11 protein-coding genes are annotated in these 13,374 nt (G+C 51.3%); 5 read left to right on the forward strand and 6 right to left on the reverse strand.

Annotated features, from left to right (window positions below):
- Positions 1–98 precede the first annotated feature (98 nt).
- From C2M36_RS16695 to C2M36_RS16705, 3 genes are all read right to left on the reverse strand, one after another.
- Positions 99–1,784, reverse strand: coding sequence for a carbon starvation CstA family protein (locus C2M36_RS16695; RefSeq protein ID WP_105255863.1), 1,686 nt, complete (start codon positions 1,782–1,784; stop codon positions 99–101).
- A gap of 218 nt (positions 1,785–2,002) precedes the next feature.
- A complete protein-coding gene (gene dinB / locus C2M36_RS16700; protein ID WP_105255864.1) occupies positions 2,003–3,055 on the reverse strand; it encodes a DNA polymerase IV in 1,053 nt (350 codons plus the stop codon).
- Positions 3,056–3,240: 185 nt separating this feature from the next.
- Positions 3,241–3,912 (reverse strand): hypothetical protein, encoded by a 672-nt coding sequence (locus C2M36_RS16705; RefSeq protein ID WP_105255865.1) that lies wholly within the window; start codon positions 3,910–3,912, stop codon positions 3,241–3,243.
- 340 nt (positions 3,913–4,252) lie between these two features.
- Between C2M36_RS16705 and C2M36_RS16710 the strand changes: the two genes are divergently transcribed.
- Complete coding sequence (locus tag C2M36_RS16710; protein ID WP_105255866.1) at positions 4,253–5,572, forward strand: hypothetical protein; 1,320 nt, start codon at positions 4,253–4,255, stop codon at positions 5,570–5,572.
- Between the two features lies 1 nt (position 5,573).
- On the opposite strand, the gene C2M36_RS16920 is transcribed toward C2M36_RS16710, so the two are convergent.
- The 3 genes from C2M36_RS16920 to C2M36_RS16720 form a co-directional block, all read right to left on the reverse strand.
- On the reverse strand, positions 5,574–5,744 hold the full coding sequence (locus tag C2M36_RS16920; RefSeq protein WP_199774390.1) for a hypothetical protein: 171 nt from the start codon (positions 5,742–5,744) through the stop codon (positions 5,574–5,576).
- A 134-nt stretch (positions 5,745–5,878) separates the two neighbouring features.
- On the reverse strand, positions 5,879–6,211 hold the full coding sequence (locus C2M36_RS16715) for a hypothetical protein (protein ID WP_105255867.1): 333 nt from the start codon (positions 6,209–6,211) through the stop codon (positions 5,879–5,881).
- Positions 6,212–6,226: 15 nt separating this feature from the next.
- A complete protein-coding gene (locus tag C2M36_RS16720) occupies positions 6,227–6,994 on the reverse strand; it encodes a DUF2982 domain-containing protein (protein ID WP_105255868.1) in 768 nt (255 codons plus the stop codon).
- 220 nt (positions 6,995–7,214) lie between these two features.
- Between C2M36_RS16720 and C2M36_RS16725 the strand changes: the two genes are divergently transcribed.
- The 4 genes from C2M36_RS16725 to C2M36_RS16740 all read left to right on the forward strand — a co-directional run bounded on the left by C2M36_RS16725 (position 7,215) and on the right by C2M36_RS16740 (position 13,051).
- The gene (locus tag C2M36_RS16725; RefSeq protein WP_105255869.1) at positions 7,215–8,279 is read left to right on the forward strand and encodes an efflux RND transporter periplasmic adaptor subunit; all 1,065 of its coding nucleotides are present in this window, start codon (positions 7,215–7,217) and stop codon (positions 8,277–8,279) included.
- Positions 8,276–11,374, forward strand: coding sequence for an efflux RND transporter permease subunit (locus C2M36_RS16730; RefSeq protein ID WP_105255870.1), 3,099 nt, complete (start codon positions 8,276–8,278; stop codon positions 11,372–11,374). Before C2M36_RS16725 ends, C2M36_RS16730 begins: the two co-directional genes overlap by 4 nt.
- Before the next feature lie 90 nt (positions 11,375–11,464).
- The gene (gene msrA / locus C2M36_RS16735; protein ID WP_105255871.1) at positions 11,465–11,995 is read left to right on the forward strand and encodes a peptide-methionine (S)-S-oxide reductase MsrA; all 531 of its coding nucleotides are present in this window, start codon (positions 11,465–11,467) and stop codon (positions 11,993–11,995) included.
- A 465-nt stretch (positions 11,996–12,460) separates the two neighbouring features.
- Positions 12,461–13,051: a hypothetical protein gene (locus C2M36_RS16740; RefSeq protein WP_105255872.1), complete on the forward strand. Its 591-nt coding sequence runs from the start codon at positions 12,461–12,463 to the stop codon at positions 13,049–13,051.
- Positions 13,052–13,374 lie beyond the last annotated feature (323 nt).

The raw sequence follows: 13,374 nt of genomic DNA on the forward strand, positions 1-13,374 counted from the left end.
TTAAACAAAGGACCTTTATTATCGGTGATTTAGCGCCCCTTTACTACCGACTGCCGAGCTTTACGCCTCGGCCTGTAAAGGAGCTTGGCAAGCTTGGCTTACGATGACGCTTTATTTGCGCGTTCGTCCCGCCTGTGGGTGACTATGACCGACCAGGCTTCAAGCATAACCAGCACACTGACCACCAGCACTATGGCATCCAGGCTGACCAGCAGCCAGTTGCCCTGCTCATAGTATTCGACCAGTTTAATCAAACCGGCAAAGAAGGCCATGGTGAGTACAAAGACCATGGGGATCAGGGTATAAATGGCCGGGCGACCCGCCTTGATCAACATCACCGAAATAACCAACAGAGTAAGGCTGGCGAGGATCTGGTTGGTTGAACCAAACAAGGGCCAGATGATCATGCCACCGCTGCCCGATGAGCCGCCGGCACCAAAGGCCAGCAGCAAACAACATCCCACCGCGACCAAGGTCGCGATAATGCCGTTTTTCAGCACACCAAGGTTATAGATTTCACCCCACTCCTGAATGATGTAGCGCTGTAAGCGCACCCCTGAGTCCATGGTGGTCCCGGCAAAGAGCACCACCATCACCGCCAACAGGGTCGAGGCCACTTCGGTGGAGATCCCCCAGCCACTTTCGATTAGGTTCGCGCCGCCGGTAATAAAGGCGTTCACACTACCGGCCCCCAGGTGGCTGTAGATCTCATGCCATTCCTCGGGCGATACGGCCAGGGCTACGCCACTGACCGCCACTAAGGTGATCAGCGCCAAACAGCCCTCCCCCACGGCACCAAGATAACCCACAAAACGACCGTCGGTTTCCTTATCCAATTGTTTTGAGCTGGTACCCGAGGAGACGATGCCGTGGAAGCCAGACACGGCACCACAGGCTATGGTCACAAATAACAACGGAATTATACTTGGGGTATCGACCGCGGTTTGGGTGTTAAAGGCTGGCGCCGTGATATCCGGCATGGAAATAAACACCGCACCGTAAAGCAGCACCAGACCCACCAGCAATTGCATGCCGTTGATAAAGTCGCGCGGTTGCAGCAACATCCACACCGGCAGCAAAGAAGCAATGGCGGCATAGATAAAGAGAATGATGATCCAGTTGGCCTTGTCGGCCAGACCAAACATTTCCGTGGGCAGCGCCAATGGCATAGAGCTGCCCATGTAGATGGTGGCATAAAGCACCCCCACGCCGATGGCGCACAGGGGAATAAGCGGCACCTTACGGTGCAGCAGCTGACCTATGATCAGCGCCACAACGATGGCCGACCAAGCCGGGAACACAGCGTTGGGTTGTGCCACAAAAGAGTTGGCGATCACCACTCCAAATACCGCATTCACCATCAGCAGCACCAGGAACACCACTATCATAAATAATGAACGAGTGCGTTTACCGATCACCGACTCCGACAGCGCGCCCATGGACTTACCCTTATGGCGGGCACTGGCCCACAGGGCACCCATATCGTGCACCCCGGCGAAGAAGATGGTACCAAAGACCACCCACAGCACCGCCGGCACCCAGCCCCAGTAAACGGCGATGGCCGGACCCACTATGGGCGCCGCCCCGGCTACCGAGGTAAAATGGTGCCCCCAAAGGACCACCTTGTTGGTGGGCACATAATCGACACCGTCCTCTAGCTCGTGAGCTGGCGTTACAAACCTGTCATCCATGCGAAATATTTTTTCAGCGATAAACTTGGAATACACCAGCCAGCCAAATAACATGCCGACGATGCCAAGCAAGACAATAACAACCGATTGCATAGTCTTCTCTCTTTGTTTTTGTAGTCACAGGGGTTATACCAATTCACTTAAATAGCTAATCATTCTAGCGGGCTAAATGTCGTACTCACGGCGTTTATCCAGCGCTATATCTGATCACATAGTTAACAGAATTGGTATTAAGCGTTGTAACGCACGAACGTGTTTACGCAAAAACTCAGATTCACCTTATCAGCATAGTGTAAAAATTCACTAGCGCTTTAGTCTAAGATGCTCAGTTGCTGCACATCGGCCTGCTCGCTGTCTATGCCCACGCCTAACCCCAGCAGCCTCACCTCTGGCGTTACGCCCCGTTCATAGGCCTTGGCCAACAAGGCATTGAATACATCAAGGCTCAGGCTGTGGCCACTTTGATCCGCCGTGGTGACATGAAAGTCGGCGAACTTCACCTTAACCGAGAGTTTATTGATGTGCTGGTGTAGTTGCTGTCTGTCCAATCGCATGATGAGCTCTTCAAGCAAGGCAGGCAGCGCTTGCTGGCACTGGGCCAAGGTTGTTTTATTGTATTCGTAAGTGTGTTCCACACTGAGGGATTTGCGCACTCGCTCGGTGCTTACCGCGCCGATAACCTGACCGGCACATTTTTGATATAAGGAAGCACCGAAATTTCCCAGCTGTTGCTGCATCCAGGTCATGCCCTTATCCAGCACATCCTGACCTTTAAACAACCCCTGGGCGTGCAGTTTTTCTATGGTGACCTTGCCCACTCCGGGGATTTTTTTAAGATCTAGCGCCGCTAAAAACGCCGGCACCTGATCCGGGGTGATCACGCACTGGCCATTGGGTTTGTTTTCGTCGCTGGCAATTTTGGCAATAAACTTGATGGGTGCTATCCCCGCAGATGCAGTCAGCCCGGTTTCGGCCTGGATTTCCCGCCTGATTTGCGCGGCAATTAGGGTGGCACTGCCCTGGCAGGCTTGGGCGTCGGTCACATCGAGATAGGCCTCGTCCAGCGACAGGGGCTCTATTAGCTCCGTATAACGGCTAAAAATCGCCCTTATCTGCTGAGAGACTTCTTTATAGACCTGCATACGCCCGGGTACGATCACCAGCTCTGGACACAACTGCTTGGCGTGATAGTTGGACATGGCCGAGCGCACCCCGTATTGGCGGGCGATATAATTGGCGGTGGACAGCACCCCACGACGACTTTTGCCGCCAATCGCCAAAGGCACCTTGGCAAGCTTGGGGTTATCACGCATTTCCACTGCCGCATAAAAGCAATCCATATCGATATGGATAAATTTCTTCATGGCCAAAAAAGAAGTAAACCGTTTTGCCTATCTTCGCAGATACGCATCAATAAGACCACAAAATACTGTATGAAGCACTGTATAAGATAATGAAAAGCGGTACGTCTAAACTCAGTTTTTTTGATTGGCACAAAAAAACCGGCCTGAGCCGGTTCTTATATTCGTTGTCTCAGTATAGGTGATGCTTAGAAATGCTTACTCGACTTGGCCCATTTGGCAATATCATTACCCAAGGTATTCACGGTATGCGCTAACACCGAGCAAGAGCCTTTAAAGCCTCCAAAAAAACCACCCGCCGAATTACGCGTTTTGCTGGTGCTGTCGACCACCTTGCCATCGATCATCAACTTAGCGGATACCGATGCCGATTTACGGTGACCAATAAACGCATTACCGCCACTGTACACATTATCGATGCTCAGTTGCAGCACCTTACCGGTTTGCGGTAACTCACCCTTCACCTGCTCAATGGCAATACGCTGCGCCTTGGCATATTTCACCAAAGAATCTGAAAATTGATTGCCCAGCTGGTAACACTCGCTTTTAACATTGTCGGCGATAATATTCGGATTAGAATAAGGTACATTGGTGAGAATGTAGAGCACCTCATTACCTGCTAGAGACTTAGATGCCTTAGCAACTTTGGTTTCGCTGACCACGTCTTGTTGAGGGGTTTCAACAGAGGCTTGAGCCGAAGCCTGTGCTGAAGCTTTATTTGTTGTTGTCTCGCTCGCTTCAACGCTACTCACTGAGGCATTGTCACTTTGCAGGTTAGATGCACTTGCTGTGGTGTTATTGTCGGTCGAATTACAGCCGCTTAGGGCTAAGGCGGTGAATGCGATAAGTGGATATTTCATGTTAACTCCCTTTATTATTGTTTTAAGCCGGATATTGTTACAAGGATGTAATCAATTGTAAAACCCATCTTGTCGATGAAATGAAATTATTCGCAACTTCCGCCCCCTAAATAGAGAATTTTCTTCAGTAACAATGGGGTACAACAAGTATCCATATGGGAATTCCATTCACCTAACTGTTCGCATAAAAACCTTCAGGCAGCCATCAGAAAATCGGTGGCTCCCGGCACAACTGTTATACTTAATGCAATAGGCTATAAGGGTGTGGACACGCCCCTTTACCCGGATTTTGTCAGCACCGCCACGGCCATTCGTCTTCTCTTTTTAAGGAGTGGCAGCTATGTTGAAACGTCTCTTGCACTGGGCCTTGATCGCACTTATTGCCTTGCCTCTGACTGGATTTGCAGCCACATCAACCTGGAAGATAGCCTCGCTGGAATGGCCGCCCTACGCCAGCGCGCATATGGACAATGGCGGCGATGCCATTGCCTCGCTGCGCGACCTGCTAGCGCCTCATGATATTGCCATCGAAGTCGATTACCTGCCCTGGGAGCAGGCTCAGTTACGAGCCGCTGCAGGCGAGTACGCCGGCTACTTTCCGGCTTGGCCATCGGAGGTACGCAGTGGCTTTATGGCTTCTGCGCCGCTTGGCTTTTCCCACCTTGGCATCCTCAGCAAAAGTGATAATGATCTGGATTATCGCAATCTGATCCACCTGTTTGAGCAATATAAGGTGGGCGTGGTGGCCAGCTATGTGTATCCCGCCAACATTCAAAATGTGCTCGATGAATACGGCGAAACCCTGCATTATGCGGGCTCGGAGCGGGAATTGGTGAATATGCTCGACCGCGGCAGCGTCGATTTGATCCTTGCCAGTCCTGAGGTCGTCGGTCACTTTTCGCCAAGCAAACGAGCAAAAAAACTCAAAATGGTCACCCAGTTTGCCGATATTCCCCTGGTGCTGGCACTCAAACAAAATGACACCAATCGCGCTCGCAAAGCCTTCTTGGACGATCTGCTCCAGCGCCACCTGAAAACCGACACCGCCTTTACCCGGCCAACGCATCTGGTTGGCACCTATATTAATACCCCCGGGGTCGAGCCCTTTATCCATTTTATCGAGCAGATCTACGCCGAGCTTGGCATCAGTTTAAAACTGGAAGCGGTTCCGGCCCGCCGCGGCTTGGTGCTACTCAATGCCGGGCTGAGTGATCTTGATGTGGTCCGAGTAACGGCCAACATGGCTAGGTTTAAGAATGTGCGTGTGGTCGAGCCCACGCTGGCACTTGGAGAGCATATGTTGCTGTGTGATAAGGCGGTCCCCTGTAATCTGGCGGCGTTAAGTAAGCCGAGCAACAAAATACTGGTGACTCGGGGGGCCTTAGAATCCCTGACTAACTTTGATATCAAAGCCAAGCTGGTGTTTAACGAAAAGCTCAGGCGTACCCCAGAGTTGTTGAAGCGCTATGAATTTGAATATGCGATATTTTCTACCGTGTTTGGTGATGGCCAGCAATACGCAAATGACTTTAATATTTTGCCGTTGCGGCGGTTTCGCCTTAATCATGTGGTTAATCGCCGGCTTGACCCGCTGGTGCCCGAGCTACAAAGAACGATTCAGGCCAAGTTAGACGACTTTACCCCAAACAGTGTGCATTAAATTAAGACTTGTTTTGCTTTTTCTTGGTGCGTTTAAACAGGCCCAACCAAAATGCGCCTTCTAAAAACGCGCCGACGATCAATAAGGCCAACACTCCTTTTTCGGCGCCTATGGCATAACAAATCAATGCCAGCGGCAAGGCCCATAGCCAAAGGTATTTACGTACGCTCATCGCCCAATCCCTATCTAGTTGATGGACTTAGGCTAACTAACTTGGCGATATTGAACAACAATTGTGCTGCACAAAAATGTAAGCATGTATTACTGGGGGGACATCACCACCCCAGGCGGTGATGTAACGAAGATTTAGAGGTAACCTTCCTGATGAATACGCACAAACAGCTTGGTGCCAATTTTGGAGTAGTCGATTTTATACTCTTTACCATCCAGGGCCTGAATAAAGAGCAGGCGTTTTTCCTCGGCAAAAATATCGGCACTGGAAACATGCACCACCTCCAGGTAGCGCTCCCTGGCTTCACGGCGATTGCGCGGTAACGGCTCTTTAAAGGGCTCAAGACCATGCTGAGTGACCTTGATTTTTGGATGGTCTTCACCGTTAACAACCACCAAGTCCACTTTTTTAACTTTATGGATCAGGGTATTACGACCACTTTTTATAAACGCTCTTTCATCGGCCATGGAAAATTTCCTCTGTCACTTACTACTTGCTGCAGACAGCTCTTGCCGCAACCGAGACACGGTAAGCACCGGGTCTTGTTGCCAACGATGTAACATATAACTGAAGGTCCAGATATCCCGATCCAATGCCGCCGCAGGCAGCAGGATATGGTATCCGGTCAATAGTTTTAAGTTTTTCATTCTATTAGCAAACATAGCTAATAATCCAGTATATTTGCAGCCGCCTTCGCTAACATATTCGGTGTCTTCCACCAGCCAGTGCGGCGGGCATTCTTTGCCCTCATGACAATAGGCCTTGATCGCCTGCAACAGAAAATGGCGCTGCTCAACTAACAAACGACCGGCCAAACGCGGCGATAGGCGCTGTAAAAACTCGTCTTCATGGCGCACACAAATACCTATTACATTGAGCTCTAACACTTCGCCCTGACGCTGCACCTGCACCACGCCGACCCGAGCCAGATTGCCCACCGGCAGCTGCCAGCAGCCGTACTTATGGTTATAACTGAGCTTGTCCCTATCGAGATAGATGCTGTAAAAGGGCTCGCGTAATTTCAAAAAGCCCACCAGCACGCCCACCAAGGAGGCGCTCAGAATAAAAATCTCCGCCAGCAAGACCTCACCGGGGCGAAACTTCATCACCGCCACCAGCACCAGTAACACGGCGGCGCTGATCAACAGGGTTTGTGCTCCATAACGCGAGCCCTGGGCTCTGATCTTCGCGCCCTGATAGCCCTGCTCCTGCTTTTCATCCTGATGTTGTGGCGAAGAATTGTGCGCCATAACCCGCCCCCTACTTCTATACTCTACCTTGAGTGTATATAAAGATGCGTAGCAATGGCTAGTTACCTTTGTTGTTCTCGTTTTGTGAACAAAAACTGTAATTGTTCATCACAAAATCGTTATTTTCGGTTAACACACAAAAATACAGGATTGGCGGTCTATGTGTATGCCGACAAAGTCGTAAACTATTCTCGGGCTAAAACTACATAAGGCATTAACAATGAACCACAATAGGCACTCGGGCAAAGCGCTGTTTCCCGTTTTTATTATCATCTTTTTGGGATTGTGCGTTTATTTGTACCTGCCTAACGGCCAATCGCAACAAAACACCCGCCAAATGCAACCCACGAGAGTGCAAGTGCATACCGTCGAACAACAACAGCGTGCCGTTAACGTGGACGGCATCGGCAGCAGCCGTGCCAATCAGGCCATTTTTATTAAAAGCGCCCAAAGCGACTATGTGGATGAGATCTACTTTGACGATGGTGAGCTGGTTAAGGCAGAGCAACTGCTGGTGCAACTACGTGACACCGAAGAGCAGCTGAGAGTGAAGGAGCTGGAGGCCAACCTTTCAGAAGTAGAGCGCCAATTAAACCGCCTTACCGAGCTGGCCCGCTCGCAAGCCGCCGCCAAGTCGTTACTGGAAGAGCAAAGAGCCAAATTTGAAGCCACCCAGGCACAACTTGAGGCTGCAAAAACTAAGTTGGCAGAAATGCAAGTTCGTGCTCCCTTTGCCGGTACCCTGGGCAAGCGCATGATTTCTAAGGGTGCCTTTGTCTCTAACAGCACGGAAATTACTACCTTGGACGATCTCAGCGTGATCAAGGTCGACTTTAATGTGCCGGAGAAATACCTGGCGCAATTGCGTGTTGGCATGTCGGTGAGCGCCCGCAGCGACGCCTACCCGGCACGCACCTTCAACGGCAAGGTCACCCATGTCAGCTCTCGCGTCGATATGAACACCCGCAGCGTGCCCATCAGCGCCAGCTTCAGCAATAACGAGGCGCTGCTGCGCCCAGGCATGCTACTCAATACCACCTTGGAACTGAAAACCTACGAAGCCCTGCTGGTGCCGGAAAAAGCCATTATTCCACGCCAGGACAAGCATTTTGTCTTTCAGGTAGTCGATGGCATCGCCACAGAAGTGGAAGTAAAGGTCGATAAACGTTACGACAGCTGGGTTGGCATCAGCTCTGGCCTCAAAGCGGGTGACCAGGTGGTGACCGAAGGCATCATTAAAATTCGTTCCGGCTCACCGGTGAATGCACAGGAGAGCGAACAGTGAGGATCACCGATACCGCGGTAAAACGCCCCGTCTTCGCCATTGTTATCAACCTGCTGTTGCTCACCTTTGGTCTGGTGGCCTTTTCGCTGTTACCGCTGCGCGAATACCCAGACATTGAAAGCCCCATTGTCAGCGTCAGCACCAGCTATACCGGCGCCTCATCGGAAATTATCGAAACCAAGATCACCCAGGTGATCGAAAACCGCATTTCCGGTATCGAGGGCATTAAAAGCATCACCTCGTCGAGCCGCAATGGCCGCTCCAATATCACCATAGAATTTAATATCGACCGTGATATTGATGCCGCCGCCAACGATGTGCGCGAACGTGTCTCGCGTGCATTGGACAGCCTGCCGGATCAGGTGCGCCCACCTGAAGTGTCTAAATCAAATTCCGATGAAAGCCCCATCGCCTGGTTTGTGCTTAACAGCAGCAGCATGGATACCTTGCAGCTCTCAGACTATGCCCAGCGCTATATCGTCGACCGCCTGGCGGTGGTGGACGGTGTCTCCAATGTCCGTATAGGTGGTCAGCGCCAATACGCCATGAAAATCTGGCTTAACCGCCAGGCCATGGCCGCCCGCGGCATTACCGCCGCCGATATCGAGCGCGTGCTGCGCGCCGAAAACGTTGAGCTTCCGGCCGGTGAAATCGAGTCGAAAGACCGGGACTTCTCGGTACGTACCGCCCGCAGTTACCTCGACCCGCAGGATTTTCGTAATCTCGTGGTGGCCCGTGGCGATGGCGGCTACCTGGTGCGCCTTAACGAAGTAGCCGATGTGCAACTTGAAGCCGCCGATGAAGAAAGCATGTTCCGTGGTAATGGCCGCAATATGATAGGCTTGGGGATAGTTAAACAGGCCAAGGCCAATACCCTGACGGTAGTGGAAAACGCCCGTAAAGAGCTGGAAAACATTAAGCGTAACCTGCCTCCTGGCACTACCATAGAAGACAGCTACGACTCCTCCATCTTTATTAAGGAATCGATCAACGAGGTGTATCGCACCCTGGCCATTTCTATGGGTCTGGTAGTATTAGTCATCTTCTTATTCCTTGGCAACATTCGCGCTACCCTGATCCCGGCGGTGACCGTGCCTGTGGCGCTGATCGGCAGCTTTATGTTCCTGCTGGCCATGGGTTACTCCATTAACCTGCTTACCCTGTTAGCCCTGGTGCTGGCCATAGGTCTGGTGGTGGATGACACCATAGTTATGCTGGAAAACATCCACCGTCGTATCGAGCTCGGCGAGCCACGCCTGCTTGCCGCCTATCGTGGCGCCCGCGAGGTGGGTTTTGCCATCGTCGCTACCACGCTGGTGTTAATTGCGGTATTTGTGCCCCTGGTCTTTATGGATGGTCGCATCGGCGCCCTGTTCACCGAATTTGCCATGGCGGTCAGCGCCGCGGTGTTTTTCTCCAGCGTAACCGCGCTGACGCTCTCCCCGGCGCTGTGTTCCAAGGTACTTAAACAAAGTGCCAACTCGGGACGCTTTAGCCAGTGGATGGACCGTCAGTTTGCCCGCTTAGAAGGCGCTTACGAGCGCACTCTGGCCGGCAATATTCGCCGCTCCGGCATGCTTACCATCATGTTGTTACTGGCCGGCGCCGCCTGTTATGGCCTGTTCCAGAAAATTCCCTCGGAATTAACGCCTAAAGAAGATCGCGGCACCTTCTTTGTGATGATGAATGGCCCCGAAGGCGCCAGTTACGAAAACAACGCCGAAAACATGGCGAAAATTGAACAGCGCCTGCTGCCTTATGTGGAGTCCGGTGAGCTTAACCGTGTGCTGGTGCGTGTGCCCGGCTGGGGCGGGCAAGGCGGCGTGGCCATTATCGGCATGGCCGACTGGGACGAGCGCAAGCGCGATACCTGGTCGGTAATGGGCGAGATCAGTGGCAAGATGCGTGAAGTGACCGATGTGCGTGCCTTCGCCATTATGCGCCGTGGCATAGGCGGTGGTGGCTCGTCGCGCCCCATCGAATTTGTACTGCAAGGCAATGATTATGAAGAACTGGCCGACTGGCGCGATCGCATCATTGCCCGCGCCCAACAAAACCCGGGCCTGGTGCGTATCGACCATGACTATAAAGAAACCTTTCCGCAATTTTTGGTGAGCATAGATAAAAACAAGGCCGCCGATTTAGGGGTGTCGGTCTCGGATATCGGCCGTACCTTGGAAACCATGCTGGGGCAGCGCCGTGTTACCACCTTTATCGACCGTGGTGAAGAGTACGACGTGATCTTAAAAGGTGAGAAACAAGACTTTGCCAGTCCACAGGACGTGTCGAACATCTATGTTAATTCCCGCTCCGGTGAACTGGTGCCTTTGGACAGTTTGATCACCGTCTCCGAAGAGGCCACCGCGTCACGCCTTAACCGCTATAACCGCATGCGCGCCATTACCCTGAGCGCCAACCTGGCCGATGGCTACACCCTGGAAGAGGCGCTGAACTTCCTTAACCAGGTGGCGATGGAAGAAAACGACATCGACGGCGCCATCGACTACAAGGGCGAATCCCAGCTGTTTTACGAAGGCGCCTCGGCCATGGTCTATGTGTTTGTCCTGGCACTGACCGTAACCTTCCTGGTGCTGGCGGCGCAGTTTGAAAGCTTTGTGCATCCCTTTGTGATCATGCTGACCGTGCCTTTGGGCATCGCCGGCTCGCTCTTTGGACTGTACGCCACCGGGCTGACCCTGAATATCTACAGTCAGATAGGGATTGTTATGCTCATCGGCCTGAGCGCCAAGAACGGTATCCTGATCGTGGAGTTTGCCAACCAATTGCGCGATAAGGGCATGGTGTTCAGCGCCGCCCTGTTGCAAGCCTCCAAGCAGCGCTTGCGCCCTATTATTATGACCTCCCTGACTACGGTCATGAGCTCGGTGCCCCTGGTACTGGCCAGTGGTCCTGGGGCGGAAAGCCGCATGGTAATAGGTGTGGTGATCTTCACCGGCGTTACCGTGGCCACCTTGCTGACCCTGTTTGTGGTGCCCAGTGCCTATTATGCCCTGGCACGTAAAACCCAATCGCCGGAGTTTTTGCAGCACCGCCTCAACAACCAGGAGCAACAGCACCCGTTGCAGGAAGAGTAACCCTAAAAAGGCAGAGCAATCTGCCTTTTTTACTATTAAGCACTTAATCGCGCTACACTTAACTAGGTATTGCAAACAGGACAAAGCGCAATGAGTGAGCTACGCACGGCCACCTTCGGTGGTGGCTGCTTTTGGTGTATCGACGCCGCCTTTAGACGGGTCAAAGGCGTGCAACAGGTTTCTTCCGGCTACAGCGGCGGTCATGTTGAGCACCCCACCTATCATCAAATTTGTGCCGAAGACACCGGCCATGCCGAGGTGGTGCAGCTCGTCTATGACGAGCAAAAGATTGACTACCCCACGCTATTAAAGATGTTTTTCGCCCTGCACGACCCCACCACCTTAAACCGTCAGGGCAATGATATCGGCCCCCAGTATCGCAGCGTGATCTTCTATCATGGCGACCAGCAAAAACACCAGGCCGAGCTGGTTATGGAACGCCTGCAAGAGCACCTCGACGATGCCATAGTCACCGAGCTCCTTCCGGCGCAGGAATTTTATCCTGCCGAGAGCTATCACCAGGATTACTTTAGCGCCAACCCGCGGCAACCGTATTGCAACCTGCTTATTGCTCCGAAAATAGCCAAATTTGAGAAGGAATTTGATGCATATTTGGTGTAGAACTTGTCGGGTCGCCGACTTCGACTTAGAGGAAATGCTAAGTTCAGTGCCAACAATTCGTCCCTGAAGGCGGGTTCCTGTCGGCATCCATGCCTCGACCTCCTCGCGCTGCGAAGCGGTGCTTCGGTCACTCGTCGCCCCTAAGAACTCCTAGGACACCCCAGCATTTGCTTTATTCTTCGCTTGTCGGTGTTGCCTACGCACCCGGCGAAACTCGGCAATCCCTGCCGAGTTGTACTACCAACCCCACCAAGCTCAGCGCAAATGCACGGGGAATAAGCTGATACATCGCATTTCAGATTAAGTATTACTCAAGCTGCCAGCCTGTCAGATATAAGCGATAAAAAGCCAGTGCTAGCAAAAGCCTGAGGGATTTGTTATCAATAGAAGAATAAAAACTTGTTTGCAAACTAGCTCCAAAGTTTCTCTTTATTAAGTTGCTAGAATAAATTGGAGGTTATTGCGATGATTTCAAAATATAATTCATTTGAACCTAAAAATATCCCCGCGAACGCTCTTGCAAAGATGGGGCTAAAAAACGTTTTAGATGTGCCAGTTCAACCCGCACAGTATTCTCAAATGAATTATTGCCTTAGCAATGTCCAAAGATATTTAGAAAGTAATGATGGCTCAATGATGTTTGGCTGGATTACTTCTGTTTGGGGAAATCTGATCCTTAGGCTTACAGCACATGTCATTGTTCAAAAGGAAGATGGTAAATTAGTTTGCATCACTCCGTCCGCCCTAAACGCAAAAAAGATAAAGTTCATACCTGATCCTGAAATCCCAGATTTAATCCAAAATGGACGCATGCCGATAAAGCATATCGCTTTGAAAGAACATACTCTCGTTCAAGAGTTATTAGAATTAGAAGCAGAATACGAAAGCTTGCACCTTTCTGAAACTGGAGTCATAACAATACAAGTTGCTAATGAGTTTGATCTTAAACGAGTGTCTGCATATTTGAAATTGGAGCAATTAGCGCAAGAAGTGACCTCGAAAAATGACCAATGCTTTTGTGGTTCAACTAAGCAAAGGAAAAAGTGCTGCAAATAAATTCAATTAAAAAAATCATTCAAGTGCGGGGTTATCCATAGGACTTACCCAAAAATAACACTTTCCTACCCACCGACTAATTCAAAACCAACAGGTATCGACCTCCCCGTTTAGATTCGCGCTGTAGAAATCGGCTTTTGTTGTGGAGTGTGCTTGAGACAACGGAGCATGGATGCGAAGTTAGGTTTATCGAGGTAGGACACCTCGTTAAACCGTGTCGAAGCTAAGCGGAACGCTTAACAAAAAACCGAGTTCGCAAGCAATAGCGAATCACGGGTTCGCGGGGTTTCCAAAGGGGGAGTCGAATCACTCCCTCTTTGGTT

It is taken from the genome of Pseudoalteromonas sp. T1lg75 (genome assembly GCF_002964705.1).
Lineage (GTDB): Bacteria > Pseudomonadota > Gammaproteobacteria > Enterobacterales > Alteromonadaceae > Pseudoalteromonas.